General features: G+C 67.8%; 27 protein-coding genes. 16 read left to right on the plus strand and 11 right to left on the minus strand.

Annotated features, from left to right (window positions below):
* Positions 1-9 precede the first annotated feature (9 nt).
* Positions 10-1,014, minus strand: coding sequence for an integrase core domain-containing protein (locus tag ASE48_RS18560; RefSeq protein ID WP_082614284.1), 1,005 nt, complete (start codon positions 1,012-1,014; stop codon positions 10-12).
* Positions 957-1,301, minus strand: a complete 345-nt coding sequence (locus ASE48_RS18565; protein ID WP_057168983.1) for a transposase — start codon at positions 1,299-1,301, stop codon at positions 957-959. The genes ASE48_RS18560 and ASE48_RS18565 overlap by 58 nt, the downstream gene beginning before the upstream one ends.
* 1,106 nt (positions 1,302-2,407) lie before the next feature.
* On the opposite strand from ASE48_RS18565, the gene ASE48_RS18575 reads away from it, so the two are divergent.
* Entirely contained in the window at positions 2,408-3,301 is an 894-nt protein-coding gene (locus tag ASE48_RS18575) for an HNH endonuclease signature motif containing protein (RefSeq protein ID WP_235571386.1), read from the plus strand.
* 89 nt (positions 3,302-3,390) lie between these two features.
* Here the strand turns inward: ASE48_RS18575 and ASE48_RS18580 are convergent, their stop codons facing one another.
* A complete protein-coding gene (locus ASE48_RS18580; protein WP_057168630.1) occupies positions 3,391-4,206 on the minus strand; it encodes a thioesterase family protein in 816 nt (271 codons plus the stop codon).
* 18 nt (positions 4,207-4,224) lie between these two features.
* Positions 4,225-5,028: an SMP-30/gluconolactonase/LRE family protein gene (locus ASE48_RS18585; protein WP_057168631.1), complete on the minus strand. Its 804-nt coding sequence runs from the start codon at positions 5,026-5,028 to the stop codon at positions 4,225-4,227.
* A gap of 67 nt (positions 5,029-5,095) precedes the next feature.
* Here ASE48_RS18585 and ASE48_RS18590 point away from each other — a divergent pair, with 67 nt between their 5' ends.
* Genes ASE48_RS18590 through ASE48_RS18615 form a run of 6 tightly spaced genes read left to right on the plus strand, consistent with a single transcriptional unit; the run spans position 5,096 to position 10,413 of the window.
* A complete protein-coding gene (locus ASE48_RS18590) occupies positions 5,096-5,800 on the plus strand; it encodes a hypothetical protein (protein WP_057168632.1) in 705 nt (234 codons plus the stop codon).
* Between the two features lie 11 nt (positions 5,801-5,811).
* The gene (locus ASE48_RS18595) at positions 5,812-7,026 is read left to right on the plus strand and encodes a cytochrome P450 (RefSeq protein WP_057168984.1); all 1,215 of its coding nucleotides are present in this window, start codon (positions 5,812-5,814) and stop codon (positions 7,024-7,026) included.
* Entirely contained in the window at positions 7,027-7,989 is a 963-nt protein-coding gene (locus ASE48_RS18600) for a zinc-binding dehydrogenase (RefSeq protein WP_057168633.1), read from the plus strand.
* Entirely contained in the window at positions 7,986-8,771 is a 786-nt protein-coding gene (locus ASE48_RS18605; RefSeq protein WP_057168634.1) for an HpcH/HpaI aldolase family protein, read from the plus strand. Before ASE48_RS18600 ends, ASE48_RS18605 begins: the two co-directional genes overlap by 4 nt.
* A complete protein-coding gene (locus ASE48_RS18610; RefSeq protein WP_057168635.1) occupies positions 8,768-9,496 on the plus strand; it encodes an SDR family NAD(P)-dependent oxidoreductase in 729 nt (242 codons plus the stop codon). The genes ASE48_RS18605 and ASE48_RS18610 overlap by 4 nt, the downstream gene beginning before the upstream one ends.
* A gap of 5 nt (positions 9,497-9,501) precedes the next feature.
* Complete coding sequence (locus ASE48_RS18615; protein WP_057168636.1) at positions 9,502-10,413, plus strand: alpha/beta hydrolase; 912 nt, start codon at positions 9,502-9,504, stop codon at positions 10,411-10,413.
* On the opposite strand, the gene ASE48_RS18620 is transcribed toward ASE48_RS18615, so the two are convergent.
* Positions 10,406-10,882, minus strand: a complete 477-nt coding sequence (locus ASE48_RS18620; protein ID WP_057168637.1) for a hypothetical protein — start codon at positions 10,880-10,882, stop codon at positions 10,406-10,408. The two genes, ASE48_RS18615 and ASE48_RS18620, sit on opposite strands and share 8 nt — an antisense overlap.
* Before the next feature lie 28 nt (positions 10,883-10,910).
* Positions 10,911-11,594, minus strand: coding sequence for a DUF427 domain-containing protein (locus ASE48_RS18625; RefSeq protein WP_057168638.1), 684 nt, complete (start codon positions 11,592-11,594; stop codon positions 10,911-10,913).
* A gap of 96 nt (positions 11,595-11,690) precedes the next feature.
* Here ASE48_RS18625 and ASE48_RS18630 point away from each other — a divergent pair, with 96 nt between their 5' ends.
* Entirely contained in the window at positions 11,691-12,275 is a 585-nt protein-coding gene (locus ASE48_RS18630; protein WP_235571322.1) for a hypothetical protein, read from the plus strand.
* 68 nt (positions 12,276-12,343) lie between these two features.
* Here ASE48_RS18630 and ASE48_RS18635 read toward each other — a convergent pair whose 3' ends face one another.
* Complete coding sequence (locus ASE48_RS18635) at positions 12,344-12,598, minus strand: DUF2631 domain-containing protein (RefSeq protein ID WP_057168639.1); 255 nt, start codon at positions 12,596-12,598, stop codon at positions 12,344-12,346.
* Positions 12,599-12,707: 109 nt separating this feature from the next.
* Here ASE48_RS18635 and ASE48_RS18640 point away from each other — a divergent pair, with 109 nt between their 5' ends.
* Positions 12,708-14,195 (plus strand): amino acid permease, encoded by a 1,488-nt coding sequence (locus ASE48_RS18640; RefSeq protein ID WP_057168640.1) that lies wholly within the window; start codon positions 12,708-12,710, stop codon positions 14,193-14,195.
* Position 14,196: 1 nt separating this feature from the next.
* Positions 14,197-15,051, plus strand: coding sequence for a TIGR03619 family F420-dependent LLM class oxidoreductase (locus ASE48_RS18645; protein ID WP_057168641.1), 855 nt, complete (start codon positions 14,197-14,199; stop codon positions 15,049-15,051).
* Position 15,052: 1 nt separating this feature from the next.
* Here ASE48_RS18645 and ASE48_RS18650 read toward each other — a convergent pair whose 3' ends face one another.
* The 3 genes from ASE48_RS18650 to ASE48_RS18660 all read right to left on the minus strand — a co-directional run bounded on the left by ASE48_RS18650 (position 15,053) and on the right by ASE48_RS18660 (position 18,283).
* The gene (locus ASE48_RS18650; protein WP_057168642.1) at positions 15,053-16,780 is read right to left on the minus strand and encodes a cytochrome c biogenesis protein DipZ; all 1,728 of its coding nucleotides are present in this window, start codon (positions 16,778-16,780) and stop codon (positions 15,053-15,055) included.
* 92 nt (positions 16,781-16,872) lie between these two features.
* Positions 16,873-17,478 (minus strand): fasciclin domain-containing protein, encoded by a 606-nt coding sequence (locus ASE48_RS18655; protein ID WP_235571324.1) that lies wholly within the window; start codon positions 17,476-17,478, stop codon positions 16,873-16,875.
* A 124-nt stretch (positions 17,479-17,602) separates the two neighbouring features.
* Positions 17,603-18,283 carry a fasciclin domain-containing protein gene (locus ASE48_RS18660; RefSeq protein ID WP_057168643.1) on the minus strand — a complete coding sequence of 227 codons (681 nt, stop codon included), beginning with the start codon at positions 18,281-18,283 and terminating at the stop codon, positions 17,603-17,605.
* An 85-nt stretch (positions 18,284-18,368) separates the two neighbouring features.
* Here ASE48_RS18660 and dxr point away from each other — a divergent pair, with 85 nt between their 5' ends.
* The 6 genes from dxr (at position 18,369) to ASE48_RS18690 (ending at position 25,418) form a co-directional block, all read left to right on the plus strand.
* Positions 18,369-19,574, plus strand: a complete 1,206-nt coding sequence (dxr, locus tag ASE48_RS18665; RefSeq protein WP_057168644.1) for a 1-deoxy-D-xylulose-5-phosphate reductoisomerase — start codon at positions 18,369-18,371, stop codon at positions 19,572-19,574.
* Complete coding sequence (locus ASE48_RS18670) at positions 19,571-20,806, plus strand: M50 family metallopeptidase (RefSeq protein WP_057168645.1); 1,236 nt, start codon at positions 19,571-19,573, stop codon at positions 20,804-20,806. Before dxr ends, ASE48_RS18670 begins: the two co-directional genes overlap by 4 nt.
* Positions 20,807-20,835: 29 nt before the next feature.
* Positions 20,836-21,993: a flavodoxin-dependent (E)-4-hydroxy-3-methylbut-2-enyl-diphosphate synthase gene (gene ispG, locus ASE48_RS18675; RefSeq protein WP_057168646.1), complete on the plus strand. Its 1,158-nt coding sequence runs from the start codon at positions 20,836-20,838 to the stop codon at positions 21,991-21,993.
* A gap of 56 nt (positions 21,994-22,049) precedes the next feature.
* Entirely contained in the window at positions 22,050-22,904 is an 855-nt protein-coding gene (locus ASE48_RS18680) for a GNAT family N-acetyltransferase (protein ID WP_057168647.1), read from the plus strand.
* A gap of 75 nt (positions 22,905-22,979) precedes the next feature.
* Entirely contained in the window at positions 22,980-24,824 is a 1,845-nt protein-coding gene (locus ASE48_RS18685; RefSeq protein ID WP_057168648.1) for a penicillin-binding transpeptidase domain-containing protein, read from the plus strand.
* Positions 24,825-24,836: 12 nt separating this feature from the next.
* Positions 24,837-25,418 (plus strand): DUF1707 SHOCT-like domain-containing protein, encoded by a 582-nt coding sequence (locus tag ASE48_RS18690; RefSeq protein WP_057168649.1) that lies wholly within the window; start codon positions 24,837-24,839, stop codon positions 25,416-25,418.
* Here the strand turns inward: ASE48_RS18690 and ASE48_RS18695 are convergent.
* Positions 25,415-25,792 carry a PaaI family thioesterase gene (locus ASE48_RS18695; protein ID WP_057168650.1) on the minus strand — a complete coding sequence of 126 codons (378 nt, stop codon included), beginning with the start codon at positions 25,790-25,792 and terminating at the stop codon, positions 25,415-25,417. The genes ASE48_RS18690 and ASE48_RS18695 overlap by 4 nt on opposite strands.
* Positions 25,793-25,865 lie beyond the last annotated feature (73 nt).

The raw sequence follows: 25,865 nt of genomic DNA on the forward strand, positions 1-25,865 counted from the left end.
TGTCTTGAGTCAAGAAGTTGGCAGGTTTTTTTGGTTAATTGGGTTTAGGTATGCCTGCTGTGGGGTGTGGTCCTGGATGGCTTGGTGTGGTCGGATGGTGTTGTAGATGATGCGGAAGCGGTGGGCTTCCATGTCGAGGGCGTCGCCGTCGCCGATATAGCCGCGGAAGAGGTGCTCGTATTTGAGGGTCTCGAAGAATCGCTCGATGACGCCGTTGGTCTGTGGTGTTTTGATGCGCGTGCGGATATGTCGGAGCAGCGGGTCTTGGCCGGTGAACAGTGTCTGGAAGTCTTTGCCGCGGTAGCAGGGGCCGTTGTCGGACACGATGGCGATAGGGGCCGGGGTGTGTCCGATGATGTTGTCCTGGTCGTCGAAGACGTCCATTTCGCCGCGATCGAGGCGCAGGTCAGCAAGGTTCAATATGTGAGTCGCCTCCTCGACGGCAAGCCGAATGCAGCGCACGGCATCGCGGCCACGCGAAGTCGGGGTGACGGTGATGGCCAGGCAGTACTTGCTGACGTAATCAATGACGGCGCTGATGCGCCAGATTCCGCCGTTGGCGGTTTCGAACTCGGAGAAGTCGGTCTGCCAAACCCGGTTGCGTTCGGTGGGCGGATCGTGAAAAACCCGTCGCCGCAGCGCTGCCCACGATTTGCGGTCAGCGCGGAAGCCTTGCGGCAACAACAGGCCACGGCGTCGCAATGCTCGTTGGACCGAGGAGTTGGTGACCTCGTGGCCGTCCGCCCGCATCAAAGCACCGATTTTGCGGTAGCCCCAGGCGGGCCATTCTTGGGCGTACTTGGCGGCCAGGTCCTCGATGCGGTCGACGACCGGGGCCGGCCATGGCCCCTTCGGTGGGTCACCGGCGCGCAGACGTGCCAGTCGGCGCCGGTAGGTCCGCTCCGGTATACGGGCTAGGAAGGCGAACCTCGAAACCGGCAGACCGGCTGCTTCTCTTAGGGTTTCGAGGTCTTGGAAGGGACCTGGTCGGCCATCTCCGCGCCGCGCCGCCAAATCCGCAGTTGAACGGTGGCCTCAGCCAACGCGAGCTTGAGTTCCTGGTTCTCCAACTTCAGTCGGCGTTGTTCGGGGCTCCCAGCGCGGCCGGCCGGGCCGCTGGGAACCTCCTGCATGCGAGCCGATCCGGCCTCCAGAAACTGATGCTTCCATTTGGTCACCTGCACCGCCGACACTCCGCACCGACGCGCGGCCTCTGCTCCGGTCATTTCCCCGGCCAGGATCGACAATACGATCCGGGCCTTGTCCTCAGCCGATACTTTCGACTGCCGTGATCTCGTCATCTGACACTCCTTCTGACATGTCGCCAGTCTTACCCCGACGAACATGACAAGAAGTTTGAGTCAGTAGAGAGGATACTTTCGACTGCCGTGATCTCGTCATCTGACACTCCTTCTGACATGTCGCCAGTCTTACCCCGACGAACATGACAAGAAGTTTGAGTCAGTAGAKCGGYGTATGATCGAACATAAGTTCGAATTGAGAGAGTGCTCCCGATCAGTATCTGGTGAGCCGTTGCTTGCGACGTATGTCGCCGATGGAGTTTGATCGCCCGCTTAGGGCTGGTCGAACAAGTGTGGCCTAGTTGGCCGAAGTGTCTGTCTATCTGTACCTTTCGTGAAAGGTTGGGTATCTGGCATGGACGCCGCCCATCTCGATACGTTCATCGACGCGCTCATTGATGACCTCACCCCCGCACCCCCACCCGATGACGATGACGATGCCGATCGCCGGCTGGTTGATCTGCTGGATAGTCCGCGGCGGGTGCTCGATGAGCAGCCCCTGCTGGCGGTGTTGGTGGCCGCGGTCACCGTCCGCAATCTTCTGGATCATGTGATCGCCCAGGCGGTTGCGGCCACCGAGCGGCTCGGGATCCCGGCACGTAAGCATCTTCGCTCGGGAGCTGATCTGCTCATGAGTTGTGGTGTGGCGCCCGGCGCGGCGCACCGGGCGGCGCGGGTGGGGCGCGCGGCGCACACGCTGCCGGCGTTGACCGCGGCCCAGCGCCTCGGTGGGATCGGTATCGAGTTCGCGGACGCCGTCGGCAAAGGAGTCGCCCACATCAACAGCCGAGTCCCGTTGTCCGAGGAGGACCGGGCCGCGGTCGTCACCAAGCTGATGATTCAGTCGACGCCCTCGCAGGTGGCCGAGAAAGCTCGCGCGATCGCCATCGACAAAGCTTCCAAGCAACCGCCGGTGGCCGGGGCAGTGCCCGTCGCCGAGAACGCTGACCTCAATGAGATGACTGCGGTGGTCACCGACGAAGGGCGGGTCAGCGCAAACCTGGACCTCGATGCGCTCACCGGCGAGGAACTGCTCACGGCATTNCCAGCGCCTCGGTGGGATCGGTATCGAGTTCGCGGACGCCGTCGGCAAAGGAGTCGCCCACATCAACAGCCGAGTCCCGTTGTCCGAGGAGGACCGGGCCGCGGTCGTCACCAAGCTGATGATTGAGTCGACGCCCGCGCAGGTGGCCGAGAAAGCTCGCGCGATCGCCATCGACAAAGCTTCGAAGCAACCGCCGGTGGCCGGGGCAGTGCCCGTCGCCGAGAACGCTGACCTCAATGAGATGACTGTGGTGGTCACCGAGGAAGGACGCGTCGCTGCCACCCTGAACCTTGACGCGTTCACCGGTGAGGAACTGCTCACCGCACTGGACCCGCTATGCCGGCCGATACCGCTGCCGGACGGTTCGCCGGACCCGCGCCCGGTCGGTAAGCGTCGCGCGGACGCCTTCGGTCTGGTGATGCGGACCTACCTGTCCAACTCACGACGCCCAGCCTCCGGGGGCGTGCTCCCACACGTCACCCTCATCCGGCCCACCGCAGCAGGATTCGTCGACACCCTCGGATTCACCGGACCGGTCACCGCCAGCACCGCCGACTTGATCACGTGTGACAGCACCATCACCTCGCTGATTGTCGACGGTGCGGGGGCGCCGTTGGATGTGGGGCGCAGCGAGCGACTATTCACACCCGCGATCCGAAAAGGCTTGGCGGTACGCGATGGTGGCTGCGCACACCCGGGCTGCGGACGCCCGGTGTCGTGGTGCGATGCCCACCACATCCAACCGTGGAGCAGCGGGGGCGCCACCAGCATCGACAACGGCGTGTTGCTGTGCCGACTGCACCACACCGCCATCCATCACGGCGGCTGGCAAGTCTATTTGGGCCCGGATCGGCACCCCTGGTTCATCCCACCCCACGACACGGATGGAGCAGAACCGGCACACCTGCGATCCCACGCACGACGCACCATGACTGATCTGCCCGCCGCCGCATAACCGACTTTCCAGGCACCTTGAAAACTACACAGAGAACACCGCCCACGCAGTGGGTCCGGCGGGAGATCACGCCGCCGGACCCACCGCGACTAGCGACCCTGCCGGCGCCGCACCAGCACCGACTGCTGGATGGCGCCGACGGCACCCTGTTCGTCGAACAGAGTGCCCAGGGTGGTGCCGATACCGTCGGGCCCGTAGTTCGTCTCGGCTCGGATGCCGATCCACGGCCCCTCCGGCACCCGGTGGATGTGCACCACCAGGTCGGTGTTGAGGAACGTCCATTGCCGGATGTCGATCTTGGTGCCGATCCCGTTCGCGTCATCGGCCACTGCGAACAGTCGCTGCAACGGCGTCATCGTTTCGCCCTTGACCACGTCCACGGTGGGCCTCAGCCAGGATTCCCCGGGTCCGTCGACCAAAGGCTCTGTCAGCCAACGCCAGTCGATGCTGTGCACGTAGTTGGTATCCCAGTCCTTGGCCATGTCGCGGCTGCGAGCTTCGGCAAGCGGACGCAGCGGTGGGGCGGGGGCGTGCTCGACCTCGGTGGTGTCCTGCTGCTGTAACCGCCACCCACTGGCACGCGCAACGGCTCGCGGGGCGCCGTCCGGCCCGGGGGCCAGCATCTCAGCGGTGATCAGTTCGATCTGCTTGCCCGCGCGTTCGCGGCGCGCCCGCACCCACAGGTCGCCCTCGGCAGGCACCGGCCCCAGCAGGTCGATCAGCACCCGGCTCAGCCGGGTGTCGTCGCGCTGTTCGCAGCGTTCCAGGGCACGCACCAACAGCGCCGACGGTGGCGCGCCGTGCTGAATGGACGCCGACCAGGTACTGCGCACCAGATCGGTGGCGGCGAACCGCTCGCCGACGGGTTCGTCGGCGTCGAGGAGTTCGTAGTAACAGTCCGACACGTGCGTTTCTCCAAAAGGTCAGGGAGCGGGGACATCGACGCTGATCGCATCGAGCCGGGACAACTTGGTGCCGATCAGGCGCTCCGGGTAGGCGTCGGTGCTGGACAGCAGGAAAAGGGTTCGCCCCTCCGGTCCGCCCAGTGCGCAGGCGATGGCGGTCCGCCCATCCATGTCGACACGGTCGGTGACGCCCTCGGGAGTGATGCGCTCGAACGTGTGCGCCAGGGTCATCGCCGCCCACACCCCGCCGTCGGCGTCCACGGCCAGCCCGTCGGGCGGCCCGCCCAACCCGTCGGCGAACACCCGCCGGTCGTGCAAAGCTCCGCCATCGCCGACGGTGAAGGCGCTCAGCAGCCGGGCCGTCGATTCGGCCACCACGAAGGTGCCGTCGGGGGTGATCACCATGCCGTTGGGAAAGCTGAGATCCTCGGCGACCACCGACACCCGGTCATCGGGGTCCAGGCGGACGATCACCCCGCCGTCGCGGGCCTGCGATCCGATGTACGCCCGGCCTGCGGAGTCGACCACCATATCGCCGAGGTCGGCCGGCACCAGGTTCGCGAGATCGGCCAGCACCGTGACGGTTTCACCGTCGTAGCCCAGTATCTGGCGCCGCCGGGTGGACGCGATCAGCAAGGTACCGTCCGGCCGGAACCCCAGTCCGGACGGCGCGTGGCCGGGCAGCGGCAGGGTTGACATCTCACCGTGCAGCGTGACGGTGTGCACGGCCTCGCCGAGCATGTCGGAGAACCAGACCAGGCCCTCGAACCAGCGCGCGCCCTCACCGAAGCAGAACCCGTTGGCCAACGGCTGGATGGTCATGAGGCCACGATAGCGGAACCGGCGGCCGCACCTTTACAAAACACGCCTCAAATGTCACGCTCGCTGGGTGCGTAAATACCACCGCCACACACTGCTGTATCTGCACGAGACCATCGGGCTGGGCAGCGGCGGCAGCGATGAGTTCAGCGAACGCTTCACCGGCGTCTACCACCCCATGATGGAAGAGCTGGGCGCCCGGTTGTTCGCACTCTGGGAGACGACGCCGTACAACGGGCACTGGCCGCAGGTCACCATCATCTGGGAGATCGACGCGTTCGCCGACTACGCCCGCATCGGTAAGGCGCAGGCCCGCGGCGGCAGCCACGCCGCCGCCGCCACCGAATGGGCGGCCTACCTGTCTGGGATCGGTGCGCACGGCGAGGGCCGGATCATGTATGCCGCACCGCAGAACCGCAACCTCGCACAGTTGCGGGAGGAGGGCTTCACCGCCGAACTGGTGATCCAGGAGGTCATGCAGACCAAGCCCGGCAAGCAGGATGACTACATCCGGGAACTGGAACGCCTCTACGTGCCGTGGTCGGAGAGTACCGGCAAGCGCTGGCTCGGATCGTTCACCACCACCTTCCGGTTCAACGAGGTCATCCACTACTGGGCGCTGGACGGCGGGTGGGACTGCTTCGAGAACCACTACCCGTCCTGGAAGGACGCCCCGCCCGCGGAGATCGTCACCTGGATGTCGGTGGCGCCCGCGCTGCGCGACGGCTGGGAGGACTCGATCCTGGCCGCGCTACCGGCGTCCCCACTGCAGTGAAAGCCACTGTGATGTCCGACTTCTCGTACGATCCGTTCGACCCGGCCGTGATGGCGGATCCACTGCCGTACTACCAGGTGCTGCGCGATGAGCACCCGGTGTACTACCTGCCCAAGTGGGACACCTACGCGTTGTCCCGGTTCGCCGATATCTGGGAGGCGCTGCGGCTCSCCGACGGCACCTTCGTGGCGTCGGAGGGGACGTTGCCGTCCGCGGCCGTGCTGGAGCAACACAACACCGGCCCGGTCGCGGATCCGCCGCTGCACCCCATGCCGTTTCACGCGAACTTCGATTCACCGATGTATGAGAACGTGCGGCGCTGCACCTCGTCACAGTTCCGGCCGCGGTCGGCGGCCAAGCTCGCCGACCGGATCCGGACGCTGGCCAACGAACGGCTCGACGAGTTGCTGCCCCGCGGGACCTTCGACCTGACCCAGGACTACGGCGGGCATGTCGCGGCTGCGATGGTATGTGAGTTCGTCGGCCTGCCAGTCGAACTGGCTCCCGAGGTGCTCGCCACCGTCAATGCGGGCAGCCTGGCGCAGGAGGGGGAGGGCGTCGAGGTCGCCAAGGCGCGGCCGGGTTTCCTGTCCTATCTCACGCCGATCATCGAGCGCCGCCGCGCGGAAGGCGCCGACGGCAGTGTCCCGATCGCCGACAGTCTGATCAACTTCGTGCTGCCGGACGGTTCGGGATTCAGCGACACGGAGGCCGCCACCCAGATGCTGGGGGTCTTCATCGGCGGCACCGAGACCGTCCCCAAGATCACCGCGACCGGTCTGTGGCAACTCGCCGAACACCCAGATCAGCTCGCTGCGGTGCGCGCCGACCTGGACGGCAACGTGCCCATCGCGCGGGAGGAGATCCTGCGCTACACCGCACCCGCGCAGTGGTTCGCCCGAACTGCCCGGCGCCCGTACGAGATTCACGGAAAAACCATCCAACCCGGCCAGCGCATCATCGCGTTGATGGCCTCGGCGGCCCGTGACGAACGCGAGTACCCGGACCCGGACGCGTTCATCTGGAACCGGCCCATCGAACGGCTGCTGTCCTTCGGGCACGGCCAGCACTTCTGCCTCGGGGTGCACGTCGCGCGCCTGGAAGTGACGATCATGATGCAGGAATGGTTCAAACGGGTCCCCGAATACCGCATTCTGACCGAGTCCGCCTCCCGGCCACCGTCGAGTTTCCAGTGGGGCTGGAATAACATCCCGGTGGAGGTCTAGATGTGGTGTTACCGACTGGTCGCCCCGTTCACGTTCGAACGCACCGATCTGCCCGAACCCGACCCGGCGCAGCTGGCCGACGGGCAGGTGCTGCTGCGCTTCCTGGCAGCCGGCATCTGCGGTAGCGATCTGCCCGGCTTCCGCGGCACGCAGGGCAAGCTGCCCGGTGACACCGGGTGCTGCGCCGCGGAGATGGACGGTTTCCCCATCCACGAGATCGCCGGTGGGGTGCTGGCCAGCGCCCATCCGGCGCACGCGGTGGGGGACCGGGTGGTCGGCTGGGCTTCCGGGTTCGACGGGCTGCAGGCGCAGGTGGTGGCCGATGGGGACGGATTGTCCAGCTACCACTCGGATCTGACGCCGCAACACGCCATCGGGCTGCAGCCGCTGGCCTGCGTGCTCTACGCCGTGGAACAGCTCGGTGACCTGACCGGCAAGCGGGTCGCGGTCATCGGTCAGGGCTCCATCGGCCTGCTGTTCTCCTATGTGGCCAAGGCCGCAGGCGCCGCCCATGTCACCGGTGTCGACCCGGTCGACCGCGAGGCGATCGGCCCGGTGTTCGGTGTCGACGACGTGGTCCGCGCGACCAGCGACCGGTGGGTCCGCCACCTCGGTGACAAGTTCGATGTCGTGGTGGAGACGGTCGGTCACCAGGTGGCCACCCTGAACCATGCCCTCGACGCCGCCGCGTTCGGCGCGACGGTGTTCTACTTCGGGGTGCCCGATGACGACAGCTACCCGATCAGCATGCGCACCATGCTGCGCAACAACCTGACCCTCAAATCCGGGGTGACGCTGGAACGCCGACGGGTACTGGCCGCCGCCGACGAGTTCGCCAGACAACATCCGCAGCTGCTGCCCGCCTACCTGACGCACACCTTCGGCGCCCACGAGGCGCAGGCAGCGTTCGAGCAGGCCTGCCGACCCGACCCGAAACGGGTCAAGATCGCGATCGTGGCATGAACACCCGGTTGCAGGCGGCGCTGGCGGCCAAGGATCAGATCTGGGGCGGCTGGGTGGTCGGGCCGACCATCATCGGGCCTGAGGAGTTCGCGCAGGCCGGGTACGACTACGTCGGATTCGATGTGCAGCACGGCTATCTCGATGACGCCGATGTCGCACTGCTGCTGCGCCGCCTGGAGCATGTACCGATTGCCACGGCGGTGCGGTTGCCGTCGGCGGACCCGGCGCCGATCGGCCGGGTGCTCGATGCGGGCGCCGACGCGGTGATCATCGCCATGGTCGAAACGCCGGAGCAGGCGGGTGCCGCGGTGGCCGCCACCCGCTACGCGCCGTCCGGTGTGCGCAGCTTCGGGCCGCTACGGGCCTCCCTCGGACTGGACACCGCCGCGCTGGAGGCCGCCGCCGACGTCTACGTGATGATCGAAACCGCGCGGGGGCTGGCCGCGCTCGACGAGATCTGCGCGGTGCCGGGACTGACCGGCGTCTACGTCGGGCCCGCCGACCTGGCCATCTCCATGGGCCACCGGCTCGCCGACGCCTGGACCCACCCGGATGTGCACGCGGCGATGGCCCAGATCCAGTCCACCGCCGGCGCAGCCGGACTGGTCACCGGCATCCACGCCGGCGCGGGCCAGCCCGGCAAAGCCATGGCGGAGCTCGGTTTCCGGATGATCACGCTGGCATCGGAATCACAGGCGCTGCGCCGCGGAGCGGCCGCGCATCTGAGCGAGGCGACCGCCGGCTCCGCCGCACCGACCCGACAGGACGGATACCTGCAGTGACAACGCAACCGGTGGCGCTGGTGACCGGAGCCGCCCGGGGGCAGGGGGCCGCGATCGTCGCACGCCTGCACGCCGACGGGTTCCGGGTGGCCGCCTGCGATCTGCTGCGCGACGAATTACACAGCAGCACAGCACAGTACGGTGACGCTGTCCTCGCTCTCGAACTCGACGTCACCTCCGAGGCACACTGGAGCTCCGCGGTGGCCGCGACCGTCGAACGCTTCGGTGCGCTGAGCGCGCTGGTGAACAACGCCGGCGTGCTGCACCGCGCCGCCATCGCCGACGAGACCGCCGCCGGGTTCGAACACAGCTGGCGGGTCAATTGTCTGGGCCCGTTCCTCGGCATCCGGGCCGCGCTGCCGCATCTGACCGAAGCCGAGGGCGCCTCGATCGTCAACACCTGCAGCACCAGCGCCATCCGGCCGTTCCCGAACCACACCGCTTACGGCTCGTCGAAGTGGGCGCTGAGAGGACTGACCCAGGCCGTCGCGGTGGAACTCGCGCCGGCGGGCATCCGGGTCAACGCGGTGTTCCCCGGACCCATCGCCACCCCCATGCTCGACGAACGCACCCAGACCCGGCTGGCCGAGACCTCCACTGCGGGCCGGCTGGGCACCCCGGCCGAGGTGGCCGACGCGGTGGCGTTCCTGGTGTCCGCCAACGCCTCCTTCATCACCGGGTCGGAGCTGGTGATCGACGGCGGCCAGATTTTGCGGATCGGTTGACCGGGATGGACATCACCGACCGCCTCGATCCGGCGCTGCGGCACCTGGTCGCGGCCCGCACCGACCTGTCCCCGGAACTACTGCCCTCGGTGCGCGACTTCCTGAATCAGCGCCGCGCCGAGGGTGCCGCCCAACTCGACACCGCCGGTGTGGTTATCGAGGACGCGGTGGCCTTCGAAGAGGTGCGGGTCCGCATCTACCGCGGCGGCACCGGCGGCGCGCTGGTGTACTGCCACAGCGGTGCCTTCGTGCTCGGCAATCTGGACACCGACCACCGGCAGTGCGTCGAACTGGCCCGCCGCGCCGCCGTCACGGTGATCTCGGTGGACTACCGGCTGGCCCCGGAACACCCCTATCCGGCAGGGATCGACGACGCGCTGGCGGTGCTGCACTGGACTGCCGACTGCGCCCCCGACTGGGGTATTGCCGCCGATCGGCTGGCGGTCGCGGGCAGCAGCGCCGGGGGAGCGCTGGCCGCCGGGCTGGCCCAGTGCGCCGCCGACGGGTCCGCTCCGCCGATCCGTTTCCAGCTGCTGCACCAACCGGTGCTCGACAACGGCGCCACCCCGTCCAAGCAGGAGTTCGACTGCACGCCCGGATTCGACGGCCCGGCAACGGAATTGATGTGGCGGTACTACCTGGCCGGAGAGCCACCGCCGGCCGGTGCGGTGCCGGCCCGGGCCGCCGACCTGACCGGTCTGGCACCGGCCTTCCTCAGCTGCTCGGAGCTCGATCCGTTGCGCGATGAGGCCGTCGACTACGCGCTGCGGCTCATGTGGGCGGGCGTGCCGACCGAGCTGCATGTCGTCCCGGGCACCTGCCACGGGTTCGACTCCCTGGTCCCGGAGTGGGAGCTCAGCAGACAGCTGTTCGACCTGCAGGGCGCGGCACTGCGCCGCGCCCTGGCGCTCAGCTGAGCGCGTCGAGCTCGCGGGCCACCGCGGCGTGATAGGCGTCGATGTGCGACGGGTTGACGATCCGGAAGAAACCGTCCCCCATCGGCGCATCGCGATAGGCCTCGATGGTCATGGTGCGCTTGAACAGCGTGACTCTCGGATCGGGTTGGCTGAAGTGATATTCGATGGTCATCCGGCCCTCGAATCCGCCGGCGCCGTCATAGTCGGCGCCGAGGCGGCCCACCGAACTGAACACCCACATCCGCGGTCTGGTGGCGATCGCCAGCTGCCAGGTGAACACCCTGTCCTCGGTGGGGTGGGCCTCCTGCCAGGTGTCACCCACCTGCAGCGGCAACGTCTCCCGTACGCCGGTGATACGCGGCCCGCCCGGGTAGGTCTTGGCCCAGTTGACCGGGTTGGTGACGAAATCGTAGATCGCCTCCGCGGATTGGGTGAACGCGGTTTCCGAACTGGTGGTGACGATGCCCAACAGGGTGCCTTCCTCGTGTGGTGAAAACTCAGGTGTGGCCGGTCGGCAGCTCGGCGAGGATATCGGTACGGGTGTCGTCGAAGCTCAGAAACCCGGTGATGGCAACCGATTCCGGCAGAGTCTCGGCATAGCTCCACGCCACGTCCTCGACAACCTGCTCGCCGACGACCGCCGACCAGTACGTCGCGTGCCCCTTGTAGTTGCAGTAGCTGGTGGTCTCGCTGCGGCGCAGCAGATCGGTGCGCACGGCGGCCGGATCGACGTACAGCCGTGGCGCCAGCGAGGTCTCGTACACGATCACGGTATCCACGGTGTCCACCAGCACGGTGCCGCCGACGCTCACCCGCAGACCCCGTTGCGTGGGCAGGCAGTCCACCCGGTGGTACGGATTCGGCGGGTAGTGCACCAGGGTGCGCCCCTCCTCGATCCAGCTGTCCACGGCATCCCAGGGCACCCGCACGTATCCCGGCTTCTCCGGTACCGCTTCGGTGAGCAGTCCGTCGATCTCGGCGACGGGGAAGGCATAGCTGAGCGGGTGGTCGCGGCGGTGCACCAGCAGGGCGGTCTCGGTGTCGATCACCGTGTGTCCGTCGAGCACCGCCTGCACCCGCCGCGGGTGGGGTTCGATGAACACCACATCCTCGGGGATCGCCGGAAAGAACCAGCCGGCGGGATCACGGCTGAGCGGGCCGCGTCCGGCGTAGAGCGTCATGTCGAGAGCTTTACAGATTGACGAATAAATGTCACGCTGATGGCACGGCCCTGCCGACTCCGCCCCGTTCCGGATTGTTGAAGGAGACGCCCCAGAGTGAAAGCCAACTCGATTCGGCGCGACGAGCGTCATCTGTTCGCCGAGCGCCGCGGTGTGGGGGTGCGCGCATCGGCGACCACCCTGCTGTCCTATGACCTGACGGTGGTGGCCACCGGCGCGACCGACGTGGTCGCCGGAGCCGGTGGCTGGCTCTACGACCGGGTCCGCGCCGGCTGGAAGGTCAGCGTCGTCGTCCCGGCGTCCTGCGATGTGCGGCCGTTGGAGATCCTCGGCGTGCGTGCCTACAGCGCCGGACGTGACGCCAGGGATCTGCCCGCCGAGCCCGCCGCGCTGGCCGTGCCCGCGCGGCTGTTCGAATCCGATCAGGGACTGCGCCGTCATGTCACCGGCGCTCTCAAGCGCGGCACCGCCGAGGTGACCATGTGGGGCGACTGTGCGACAGCTGATGTCGGCTACCGCGTCGATCGCACCCAGTACCGGCTCAGCCCCGCCGCGCGGGCCTTCAAGACCCACGCACTGTCCGCGGCCGGGGTCACCACCACGGTGGCGGCCATCGAGCAGTTCCACAGCTGCGCGCTCTGGTACCCCGCGGACGGACCGGATCTCACTGCCGTCCGCTAGCGGGCGCAACGAACCAAAAAGAAGCGCCCCGGAACCTGAGGTTCCGGGGCGCTTCGACGTCTGACGGGCTAGCGGTACCAGCCCCGGCTGCGCGCGATCCAGTCCCGCGCCACGATGCCCAGAATGATCACCGCGAAGAAGATCAGGAAGATGTCCTCGACATGCCCGACGTGATTGCCGTGGGTCATGGTCACCAGGAAGAGGGCGACGAAGATGCCGATGATGTGCAGGACGCGCGGGTTCTCGGTGGACCAGCCCCACTTCGCCGACGGCACGTCTTCCACGTCGACGCCGTTGTAGCGCTCGACCTCGGTCTTGCCCACGGTTACTCCTCACGCGAATGCCCGGAAATACTTGCGGCCATTCTGACATACCGCGGCGATATCGCCCGATGGGGCATGAGGGCGGGCCGTCAGTGGGTACCTTGCGAGCGTGATAACCAGTTGGCGCAGGAAATCGGTCGAACAGTCGATCGCCGATACCGACGAGCCGGGAACCCGGCTCCGCAAAGACCTGACGTGGTGGGACCTCACCGTGTTCGGGGTGTCGGTCGTCGTCGGTGCGGGCATCTTCACGGTCACCGCCTCGACCGCCGCCAACATCACCGGCCCGGCGATCTCGGTGTCGTTCCTGCTCGCCGCGGTGACCTGCGGCCTGGCCGCACTCTGCTACGCCGAGTTCGCCTCCACCGTCCCGGTGGCGGGCAGCGCCTATACGTTCTCCTACGCCACCTTCGGTGAGTTCGTCGCCTGGATCATCGGGTGGGACCTGATCCTGGAGTTCGCGATCGGTGCCGCCGTGGTCGCCAAGGGATGGTCGAGCTATCTGGGCACCGTGTTCGGGTTCTCCGGCGGTATCGCCCAGATCGGGCCGCTGAACTTCGACTGGGGCGCGCTGCTGATCGTCGCGGCGGTGGCGGTCCTGCTGGCGATGGGCACCAAGCTGTCCTCGCGCTTCAGTCTGGTCATCACCGCGATCAAGGTGGCGGTGGTGCTGCTGGTCGTCATCGTCGGGGCCTTCTACATCAAGATGGCCAATTACGACCCCTTCATCCCGCCCGCCGAGACCGGCACCGACGCGGCCGGTTCGGGGCTGGACCAGTCGGTGTTCTCGCTGCTGACCGGCGCGGCCGGCAGCCACTACGGCGTCTACGGTCTGCTGGCCGGCGCGTCGATCGTGTTCTTCGCGTTCATCGGCTTCGACGTGGTGGCCACCACCGCCGAGGAGACCAAGGACCCGCAGCGCGATGTCGCCAAGGGCATCCTGGCTTCGCTGGCCATCGTCACGGTGCTCTACGTGGCGGTCGCGGTCGTCCTGGCGGGCATGGCCCCGTATCTGGAACTGCGGGAGGCCGGTGAGGGACACCCGAACCTGGCGACCGCGTTCGAACTCAACGGGGTTGGCTGGGCCGCCAAGGTGATCTCCATCGGCGCGCTGGCCGGACTCACCACGGTCGTGATGGTGCTGATGCTGGGCCTGTCGCGGGTGCTGTTCGCGATGTCGCGGGACGGGCTGTTGCCGCGCCCGCTGGCACGTACCGGTGAGCACGGCACACCGGTGCGCATCACCGTGCTGGTCGCGGTGCTGATCGCCATTGCGGCGTCGGTGTTCCCGGTCGGCAAGCTGGAGGAGATGGTCAACGTGGGCACGCTGTTCGCCTTCGTGCTCGTCTCGGCCGGCGTGATCGTGCTGCGGCGCACCCGGCCCGACCTCAAGCGCGGGTTCCGGGTGCCGTGGGTGCCGCTGCTGCCGATCGCCTCGATCGTGGCGTGCCTGTGGCTGATGCTGAACCTCACCGGCCTGACCTGGTTGCGGTTCATCGCCTGGATGGCGCTCGGGGTGGTGGTCTATCTGTGCTACGGCAAGCGGCATTCGCTGCTCGGCAAGCGTGCGGCCGGCATCTCGCCGGGAGCAAACTGACGTGCAGTTCTGGAGTGGGACACCGTTCATGCCCACCCGTCAGGCGCTGACACTCGCGCAGATTCTCGACGAGGCCGAGTTCGACGGCGTGATCTGTGCGGACCACATGATCTACCCGCGCGAGCTGACGTCGCGGTATCCCTCCGACAGCGGGAAGCCGGGCTGGGCTCCCGAGACCGCGTGGCCGGACTCCTGGGTGATGATCGGTGCGATGGCGGCCCTGACGACACGGTTGCGCTTCTCCAACGCCGTCTACGTGGCGCCCTCGCGGCCGCTGCTCGAGGTCGCCAAGGTGGTGGCGACGGCCGCCGAGGTGTCCGAGGGCCGGGTGTCCCTGGGTGTCGGGGTGGGCTGGATGCGTGAGGAATACGAGCTGATGGGGCAGGACTTTTCGACCCGCGGCAAGCGGCTCGACGAGATGATCCCGGCGCTTCGGGCACTGTGGCAGGGCGGGTGGGTGTCCTGGAGCGGCGAGCACTATCGGGTTCCGGAATTGATGCTGGAGCCTCATCCGCCCGCACCGGTCCCGATCCTGTGCGGTGGTGAGTCCGAGGCGGCGCTGCGCCGGGCCGCCCGGCTGTGCGACGGCTGGATCGGCACCGCGTACGTGCTGGAGGAGGCGGTGCGCCATGTCGACCGGCTGACCGGGCTGCGCCGCGAGTACGGGCGCGCCGACGAGCCGTTCGAGGTGCTGCTCGCGCTGCTGGATCCGCCGTCGGTGGAGCTGTATCAGCGGGCCGAGGAGGCCGGCATCACCGCCGTCATGGTTGCCCCATGGGCTGCGGGACACGCCGCCGAGGATCAGCGCGGCGCCACACTGCGGTTCGCCGAGAAGGTCATCAGCCGCTTCCGGTGACTCAGCCGTAGGTGAACGAATACGCCTGCAGGCCCTTGCTCAACGACACCTCAAGGGTGCCCGCGCCGTCGGTGTCGTCGGCGACGATCTGGCGCATGTTGGGCGGGCCGCTGACGGCCAGTTCGGTGCTGACGCCGTCGCGGGTGATGCGCACGGTGCCGGTGCCGCCGACCACGAGATAGACGTTGCGTGCGTGGTAGTTCAGCGTGATCGCGGCGCCGTCGGACTGCGCGGTGACACCCTGGTAGTCCAGCGCCCATGGCCCGCGCAGCGCGAAGCGGTCCTCGGCCAACTGGGCAGGGAAGTCGAAGGTGTGGGTGCCCTCGTCGTAGACGCCGGTCCCGCCGTAGTTCACCACCTTGCCGACACTGAAATACGTCTCCGGGGTGGTGGGTGCGGTCGGGGTGGTGTCGGAGCGCTCGGTGGCGGCGGGCAGCGTGCGGTCATCTCCATCCGAAAGGAGTTGGCGGATCAGCTTTTCGGTGTTGGCGTAGTCACCTTCGCCGAACTTGATGTGCCGCACGACGCCCTGTTTGTCGATGAGGTAGTGCGCAGGCCAGTATCGGTTGCGGTAGTTGGTCCACGTCGAGAACGCGTTGTCCATCGCGACCGGATAGGTGATGCCGAGGTCCTCGGCGCCGCTGACGACGTTGGCCTGCTCCTTCTCGAAGGCGTACTCGGGGGTGTGCACGCCGATCACCTCGAAACCGCGCTCCCGGTAGGCGTCATACCAGTCGACCAGATGCGGTGTCGCGCGCTGGCAGTTGATGCACGAGTACGCCCAGAAGTCGATCAGCACGACCTTGCCGCGCAAGGACTTCAGGTCGACCGGCGCACCGCCGGGGGTGTTGAGCCACGTGGTGATGCCCTTGATATCCGGTGCGGTGCCGCAGCTTTCCAGCTCGGGGGCACCGTTGGTGCAGTTCGAGAGCTCGGCGTTCTGGTCGTTGACCAGGCCGCCGAGGTTGAGCTTCTCGCGCAACTGGTCCTCACCGCCCACCTGCTCCTGCAGGGCGCCGGTGTAGTCGGGGATCGCGCGCTGCAGCACGGCGGGCAGATTGAACACCAGCGCGACGGCCAGCAGGATGGTGACGATGCCTGCCACGACGCGGATTTCGCGCTGCCGACGGCGGAACGCGGCGACCCGTTCGGTCACCCGCCGGCCGGCCAGTGCGAAGAACAGCAAGGGCAGTGCGGCACCGACCGCGAAGGCGAGGGTGAGGGCGATGATGTCGGCGCCGATGGTGCCGGTGGCACCGGCGACGACGATCGCGGCCAGCACCGGACCCGCACACGGCACGTACAGCACACCCAATGTCAGCCCGAGGACGAAACCACTGCTACCGGAACCGAACTGCTTCTGCGGCAACCGGGCAAACGGCTTCTCCAGCAGGGCTTCGAACTGCGGGAAGATCAGCCCCAGGCCGATCGCCACCAGTGCGATCAGGGCCACCCAGCGGATGGTGTCCTGGGGCAGGTGCAGCAGCGACAACAGGGCCGACCCGGCCAGGGTGACCAGACTGAAGCTCAGCACCAGGCCCGCGATCACGAGATAGGGCCGCAGTCTCGACGACAACGCCGGCGCGGTGGCCACCGCGCCCGACCCTGCGGCTGCGGTGGTCCCGGCCGGGGTGCCGGAGAAGAAGATCACCGGCAGCACCGGCAGGATGCACGGCGAGATCCCGGTGATGAGACCGCCGAGAAAGCCGATCGCGATCAGAGTCGTCATATGAGTTATTCGTCACCACAACACTTTTGGATGGCCACGTACCGAATCAGCCCGGCCGTGGGAACGGCCGGGCTGATATCGGTGAGTGTGGATCACATCGGGGGCATCAGCACCGTGTCGACGAGGTAGACGGTCGCGTTGGCGGTCTGCACGCCACCGCACGCCACGGAGGCGTCGTTGACCTTGAGGTCGGCGGGCATCATTCCCATGGCCGCGTTGGTGACGGTCACATCGGCGCCCTGCATGGTCTTGTGCACGCCGACGACCTGCTCGGGGCTGGCCTGACCTTCGACCACGTGATAGGTCAGGATGCTGGTCAGCAGCGCCGAATCGGTCTTGAGCTTGTCGATGGTGGCCGGATCGATCTTCGCGAACGCCTCATCGGTGGGCGCGAACACCGTCAGCGACGGCGCGCTGTTGAGCGTGTCGACCAGGTTGACGTTCGGGTTCAGCTGACCGGAAAGGGCCTGCGTCAGGGTCTTGAGCATCGGGTTGTTGGACGCCGCGACGGCGACCGGATCCATGGCCATGCCGGTCACCGAGGCCGGGCCCTCCGGGTTCTGCGCAGCGTAAGCGGCACAGCCGGGGCCGACGAGTTCGGCGTTCGCCACACCGGTGGAGGCGAACAGCAGGCCGGAGGCCGCTGCCGCGGCACATGCGACGCCGGCGATCTTCTGGGTGTTCATCGAGAAATTCATCGAGTTGATCCTTCGTGTGATCGTCTTGGCTTCTGGTTGGTGGGAACGGTTCCGATGGGGCGAGGCAGCCAGGTCGGGGGAAAAGGCTGCCTCGCCGGCTCATCGGTCACCCGGGCAGCGCGGCTCAGGCTGCCGGGGGCATCAACACCGTGTCGATCATGTAGACGGTGGCGTTGGCGGTCTTCACGCCACCGCACACCAGGCCGGCGTCGCCGACCTTGAGGTCGTCACCGGCACCGGTGACGGTGACGGTCTCGCCCTGCACGGTCTTGTGGTCACCGGCGACCTGTTCGGGGCTCGCCTGGCCCGGCACCACGTGGTAGGTGAGGATCGACGTCAGCAGGTCCGAGTCGGTCTTCAGGGTCTCCAGCGTGGCGGGGTCGATCTTGGCGAACGCATCGTCGGTCGGGGCGAAGACGGTGAACTCGCCGCCGTTGAGCGTGTCGACCAGGTTGACATTGGGGTTCAGCTGGCCGGAAAGGGCCTGCGTCAGGGTCTTGAGCATCGGGTTGTTCGACGCGGCGACGGTGACCGGATCTGCGGCCATGCCCGTGACCGAACCGGGGCCGGTCGGCACCTGCTCGGCGTAGGCGGCGCATCCGGTGCCGATCAACGCACCGGCGGGCGCGGCTGCGGCGGAGCTTGTGGTCTCCGGCGCCATCGACGACGTCATGGAGGAGACCGACGAGCTGGCCTCACTGGCACTGCTTTCGGTGGACGAACTTCCGCCCGAACACGCGGACAACCCGAGAGCTGCCACCGCGGCAACTCCGGCGATGGCGATCCGATGGGGTGTGAGAGTCATAGGGCTCAACTTCCTTGTTGGCGGGCCGGCCGGTGCCGGGCCCGTGTCGCCGTACATCAGTCATTCGGCGCACCGGGGCGTCCGGATGGGTCGGACTTCACATCAGGGGCACAATGAACCGGTGACTTCTTCCACCGCACGCTGTCGCGTCCTGATCCTGGGCAGCACGGGATCCATCGGTACCCAGGCGCTCGAGGTCATCGCCGCCAACCCGGACCGCTTCGAACTCGTCGGGCTGGCCGCCGGCGGTGCCAACCCCGAGGTGCTCGCCGCGCAGCGCGCGCAGACCGGGGTGACCAACATCGCCGTCGCCGATCCGCGGGCCGCCGATCAGCTCGGCGACGTGCCGTATGTCGGGGAGCAGGCGGCCACCCGGATCGTCGAGGAGACCGAGGCCGACGTGGTGCTCAACGCACTGGTCGGCGCGCTCGGGCTCAAACCGACGCTGGCCGCGCTGCACAGCGGAGCCCGGCTGGCGCTGGCGAACAAGGAGTCACTGGTCGCGGGCGGGCCGCTGGTGCTCAAGGCCGCCGCGCCCGGTCAGATCGTGCCGGTGGATTCCGAGCATTCCGCGCTGGCGCAATGTCTGCGATCGGGGGGCGCCGATGAGGTGGACCGGCTGGTGCTGACCGCCTCGGGCGGGCCGTTCCGGGGCTGGGCCGCCGCGGACCTGGAGGCCGTCACCCCCGAACAGGCCGGCGCGCATCCGACCTGGTCGATGGGCCCGATGAACACCTTGAACTCGGCGTCGATGGTGAACAAGGGCCTGGAGCTCATCGAGACGCACCTGCTGTTCGGGATCGACTACGACCGCATCGACGTGGTGGTGCACCCGCAGTCCATCGTGCATTCCATGGTGACCTTCACCGACGGTTCGACCATCGCCCAGGCCAGCCCGCCCGATATGCGGCTGCCCATCGCGCTGGCGCTGGGCTGGCCGGAGCGGGTGCCCGGCGCCGCCACGGCGTGTGACTGGACGACCGCGTCGACCTGGACGTTCGAGCCGCTGGACGATGCGGTGTTCCCGGCGGTGAACCTGGCCCGGGAGGCCGGGCGGCGGGGTGGGAGCCTGACCGCCGTCTACAACGCCGCCAACGAGGAGGCCGCCGAGGCGTTCCTGTCGGGGCGCCTCAAATTCCCCGCGATCGTGCGGACCGTGGCCGATGTGCTGCACGCCGCAGATCAGTGGGCGGCCGAACCCGCTACCGTGGAAGAGATACTTGATGCGCAGGACTGGGCCCGCGACCGGGCCCGGAGTGCGGTAAACCGGGAGGTAGTAGCAAGCCGATGATGTTCGCGTTCGGCATCGTGGCGTTCGCGCTGGCCATCCTGGTGTCGGTGGCTCTGCACGAATGCGGCCACATGTGGGTGGCCAGGGCCACCGGAATGAAGGTGCGCCGCTACTTCGTGGGCTTCGGGCCCACGTTGTGGTCGACGCACCGGCCCAACAGGCTCGGCAGCACCGAGTACGGCGTGAAGGCAGTGCCGCTGGGCGGCTTCTGCGATATCGCGGGCATGACCTCGGTGGAGGAGATGGCCCCCGAGGACCGCCCGCACGCGATGTACAAGCAGAAGGTGTGGAAGCGCGTCGCGGTGCTGTTCGCCGGACCGGCGATGAACTTCATCATCGGGCTGGTCCTCATCTACTCCATCGCCATCATCTGGGGCCTGCCCAACCTGCATCCGCCGACCACCGCGATCGTCGGTGAAACCGCTTGTGTGGCACCGCAGGTCGCCAAGGGCGGGGAAGATCCCTACGGTCCCTGCCCGCAGCCGGGACCGGGGCCTGCCGCGCTGGCCGGCATCCAAGGCGGTGACACCATCGTCAAGGTCGGTGACACCGATGTGGCGACGTTCGCCGATATGGCGGCCGCCATCCGTCAGCTCGACGGCCCCGTACAGGTGGTCTATGAACGCGACGGGCAGCGCCTGTATACCGTCGTCGACGTCGCGCAGACCCAGCGCTTCACCTCGACCGAGGCCGAGACCCCCGACACCGTCGGTGCCATCGGCGTCAGCGCCGCGCTGCCGCCGGGCCCCACGCACTACAACCCGCTGTCGGCGATCCCGGCCACCTTCGCGTTCACCGGCGACCTCGCCGTCGAACTCGGCAAGGCGCTGGCCAAGATCCCGACCAAGATCGGCGCCCTGGTGGACGCCATCGGCGGCGGCGAACGCGATCCCGAGACGCCGATCTCGGTGGTCGGTGCCTCCATCATCGGCGGCGACACCGTCGACCACGGTCTGTGGGTGGCGTTCTGGTTCTTCCTCGCGCAGCTGAACTTCGTCCTCGGCGCCATCAACCTGATCCCGCTGCTGCCGTTCGACGGCGGTCACATCGCGATCGCCGTCTTCGAGAAGATCCGCAATATGATTCGAGCGGCTCGCGGCAAAGTCGCCGCGGCGCCGGTCAACTATCTCAAGCTGATGCCCGCCACCTATGTCGTGCTGGTGTTCGTGGTCGGCTACATGCTGTTGACCGTGACTGCGGACCTGGTCAATCCCATCCGACTCTTCCAGTAGCTCTGCACAGCCAGTAGGAGACGATCCATATGACGTCCATCGGTCTGGGCATGCCAGCCCCGCCACCGCCCACGCTGGCCCCGCGCCGCAAGACCCGTCAGCTGATGGTCAAGGATGTCGGCGTCGGCAGCGAGTACCCGATCGCGGTGCAGTCGATGTGCACCACCAAGACGCACGACATCAACGCGACGCTGCAGCAGATCGCGGAACTGACCGCATCGGGCTGCGACATCGTCCGCGTCGCGTGCCCCCGGCAGGAGGATGCCGACGCGCTGCCGGCGATCGCGAAGAAGGCCAACATCCCGGTCATCGCCGACATCCATTTCCAGCCCAAATACATCTTCGCCGCCATCGACGCGGGCTGCGCCGCGGTCCGGGTGAACCCGGGCAACATCAAGGAGTTCGACGGCCGGGTCAAGGAGGTCGCGAAAGCGGCTGCGGCAGCCAATATCCCGATCCGTATCGGGGTGAACGCCGGTTCGCTCGATCCCCGGCTGATGAAGAAGTACGGCAAGGCCACCCCGGAGGCGCTGGTCGAGTCGGCGCTGTGGGAGGCCTCGCTGTTCGAGGAGCACGGCTTCGGCGACATCAAGATCAGCGTCAAGCACAACGACCCCGTCATCATGGTGGCCGCCTACGAGCAGCTGGCGGAGCGGTGTGACTACCCGCTGCACCTCGGCGTCACCGAGGCCGGGCCGGCCTTCCAGGGCACCATCAAGTCCGCGGTGGCCTTCGGTGCGCTGCTGTCCAAGGGCATCGGCGACACCATCCGGGTGTCGCTGTCCGCGCCGCCGATCGAGGAGATCAAGGTCGGCAACCAGATCCTGGAGTCGCTGAACCTGCGTCCCCGCGGGCTGGAGATCGTGTCCTGCCCGTCGTGTGGGCGGGCCCAGGTGGACGTGTACAAGCTGGCCAACGAGGTGTCGGCGGGCCTGGAGGGCATGGAGATCCCGTTGCGTGTCGCGGTGATGGGCTGCGTGGTCAACGGACCCGGAGAGGCGCGCGAGGCCGATCTCGGGGTGGCCTCGGGTAACGGCAAGGGCCAGATCTTCGTCAAGGGCGAAGTGATCAAGACGGTGCCGGAGGCGATGATCGTCGAGACGCTGATCGAAGAGGCGATGCGGATCGCCGAGGAATCCGACGCGCAGGGAAGTCCCAGCGGCCCGCCGGTTGTCACCGTAAGCTGAAGCTCGACCCTGTGAGCGGGGTCACCTGATCCGGCTGGCCAAGAAAGAGTGCTCCAATGTCGGCTCCACCGCTGTCACGTGTCACTGACGACCGACAGGTGTCGGTGGTTCGCGACCTGGATGCGGTGCGTGGGGTGCTCGAAGCCGATCCGGTCGCGTCGTGCATGGTGGCCTGCCGGGTGCTCGACTTCGGTGTCGACCCCAATGCGATCGGTGGCGAGCTGTGGACGCGCCGGAACCCGGCCGAATCCCTGTGCTACGCCGGAGCGAACCTGATTCCATTGCGCGGCAGTGCCGATGACCTGTCAGCCTTCGCCGACAAGGCGCTCAGTGCGCCGCGCCGATGTTCCTCGCTGGTGGGCCGGGCCGAACTGGTGCTGCCGCTGTGGCAGCGGCTGGAGCCGGGCTGGGGAACCGCCCGCGATGTGCGGGCCGATCAGCCACTGATGGCGCTGAACGGGCCTTCGCACTGCGAGGCCGACCCGGCCGTGCGGCCGGTCCGGATGGAGGAGTTGGACGCCTATCTGGTCGCGGCCATCGAGATGTTCATCGGTGAGGTGGGCATCGACCCGCGTCTCGGTGACGGCGGCCGCAGCTACCGGCGCCGGGTGGCCGGGCTGATCGCGGCGGGCCGGGCCTGGGCGCGCTTCGAGCGCGGCGAGGTCGTCTTCAAGGCCGAGATCGGTTCGCAGTCCCCGACGGTCGGCCAGATCCAGGGCGTCTGGGTGCACCCGCGGTGGCGGGGCCGCGGCCTCGGAGCGGCCGGCACCGCCACGGTGTCGGAAGCGGTACTGCGCAGCGGGCGGATCGCCAGCCTGTACGTCAACGGGTTCAACGAGGTCGCCCGGGCCACCTACGCGAAGATCGGCTTCACCGAGGTCGGCACGTTCGCGACCATCCTGCTCGACTGAGTCTCAAGGCCGTAACGGTTCCGTCTCGGTGCGCCTCCGACGGATGCGGCCGTCACACTCTTAACATCAGCCACAATGACATCGCTGGCATCAATAACCTCAACAGCATCACGGGCATCGCGCGTGCTGAGTACGGCCGCGATCCTCGTCGCCGTCGCGACGGTTGCTTCTCTGACTGCCTGCACCCCCAAACCCGATGGGCCCGAACCGGTTGCCGCGCAGTTCTTCGAGGCACTGGTCACCGGGGACACCGCGGGTGCCGCCCACCTGTCCGACAAGCCTGCCGAGGCGCAGTCCGCCCTCAACGAGGCCTGGTCCGGGCTGCAGGCCCGGCGGCTGGACACCCAGATCACCGGCTCCAAGTACGCCGTCGACACCGGCACCGTGAAGTTCCGCTACACCTGGCACCTGCCCAAGGACCGAACCTGGACCTACGACGGCGAGCTGAACATGGTGCGCAACGAGGGCCTGTGGCAGGTGCGCTGGAACACCACCGCGCTGCACCCCGGCCTGGGCGCCAACCAGACGCTGGCGCTGCGCGCCGATCCGCCGGGACGGGCCTCGGTCAACGAGCGCGGCGGCAGCGATGTGCTGGTGCCCGGCTACCTCTACCACTACGCGCTGGACGCCCGCGCCGCCGGCGCCGACCTGATGCCGACCGCCCGCGCGGTGGCCGATGCGCTGCGCCCGTTCGACCCCGCCATGGACGCCCAGCGCCTCGCCGAGGAGGCCAGCTCGCGCACCACCCCGCTGAGCCTGATCACCCTGCGCAAGTCCGACTACGACCGGGTGTTCCCGGCCCTCGGCAACCGGCCCGGTGTGGTGATCACCCCGCAACCCGAAATGCTGGCCACCGACGACACTTTCGCGCCCGCCATCGTGCAGGAGGTCAAGAAGGCGGTCACCGAGGACCTGGTCGGGGAGCCCGGCTGGCGGGTGGTCAGCGTCAACCAGAACGGCGTCGACGTCGCGGTGCTCAACGAGCAGTCCGGCACCCCGGCGCCCTCGGTGACCATCAGCCTGGACCGTGCCGTGCAGAACGCCGCCCAGGATGCGGTGGACATGGTCGGCAAGAAGGCGATGATCGTCGCGATCAAACCGTCGACCGGTGAGATCCTGGCCGTCGCGCAGAACTCCGCCGCCGACGTCGACGGGCCGACCGCCACCATGGGCCTGTACCCACCGGGCTCGACGTTCAAGATCGTCACCGCCGCCGCGGCGCTGGAACGCGATATGGCCACCCCGAACACCCTGCTGGGCTGCCCGGGCACCCTCGACATCGGCCACCGCACCGTCACCAACTACAACGCCTTCGATCTCGGTACGGTCCCGCTGTCGCGGGCCTTCGCGAACTCCTGCAACACCACCTTCGCCGAACTCGCCAGCACCATGCCGCCGCGCGGACTGACCACCGCGGCCGCCCGGTACGGGCTGGGTCCGGACTTCGTCGTCGACGGGGTGCCCACGGTGACCGGGTCGGTGCCCCCGACGGTGGATCTGGCCGAGCGCACCGAGGACGGCTTCGGGCAGGGCAAGGTGCTGGCCAGCCCGTTCGGCATGGCCATGGTCGCGGCGACCGTCGCGGCCGGCAGGACGCCGGTGCCACATCTGATCGAGGGACGCGAGACCGAGGTCAAGGGGGAGACCGGTGAGCCGGTCAGCCCGGAGATCATGGACGGCCTGCGCCCGATGATGCGGCTGGTGGTGACCAACGGCACCGCCAAGGATCTCAACGGCCTCGGCGATGTCCGCGGCAAGACCGGTGAGGCTGAATTCAACGGCGGCTCGCACGCCTGGTTCACCGGGTACCGCGGCGACATGGCCTTCGCGGCCCTGATCGTCGGCGGCGGCAGTTCGGAGTACGCGGTGCGGATGTGCCGCGACATGCTCAACGGATTGCCGCCGGATTATCTGGCCTAATCTGTCTGTGGGATGAACAACGACGACCTCACGACACTGCGGGTGTCCGACGCCGACCGCAACGGCACCCTGCGCCGGCTGCACAATGCGGTGGCGCTCGGGCTGATCGACATCGGTGAATTCGAGGAACGCTCGGCGCTGGTGTCACAGGCCCGGCTGCACACCGATCTGGAAGCACTCGTCGGCGACCTGCCCGGACCCGGCGCCATCATCACCTCGGCCGCCGACCGGGTGGAACTGCGCGGTGTGCTGGGTTCGCTGAAACGTCATGGGGAATGGGTGGTTCCGACCCGGCTGGCGCTGCACCGCCGGATGGGTTCGGTGGATCTGGACCTGACCCGGGCGCGTTTTGCGGGCCCGATGATCGTGGTCGAACTCGATCTGCGGTTCGGTGGGCTGGACCTGCGTCTGCCCGACGGCGCGAGCGCCTCCATCGACGATGTCGAGGTGGTGGTGGGCAGTGCCAATGACCACCGCCGCGACGCGCCGGCCGAGGGCTCCCCGCACATCGTGCTCACCGGCAAGGTGGTGTGCGGTTCGGTGGATATCCGCGGGCCACGCCGGAACTGGAAGCCCGGTTTTCGCCGGTCCTAACGCGGTTCGAGCACCGCGAAGGTCAGCGTCGCGCGCGCGGCGAGCCGGTCGCGGGTGACATCGGTGACATCGACCGAGGTCACGATGAGCCGTTTTCCGGCCCGCACGATCTTGGCCTCGGCGCGGGCGGTGCCCATGATCGGGGCCAGGAAGTGGATGTTGAGATCGGCGGTCGTCACGTCGTGGCCGACGCCGGTGGCGTTGCCGGCCAGGATGCCCGCCGCGATATCGATGAGCGTCGCGACCAGCCCGCCCTGCAGTGCGCCACGGACATTGGCGAGATCGGGCCGGTTCTCCATCTCCAGCACCAGCCGGTCATCGGTCGATTCGATCTCCCGGTAGCCCAGCCGGTCCAGGATGTGCGTTTGGCTCACCGCCGTACGGTAACACCATTACCGCATCCGGAGAATGGTGCTCTCCGCGGGTCGGTGCCCCGCGCTGCAGGCA

The organism is Mycobacterium sp. Root265, assembly GCF_001428895.1.
Classification (GTDB): domain Bacteria; phylum Actinomycetota; class Actinomycetes; order Mycobacteriales; family Mycobacteriaceae; genus Mycobacterium.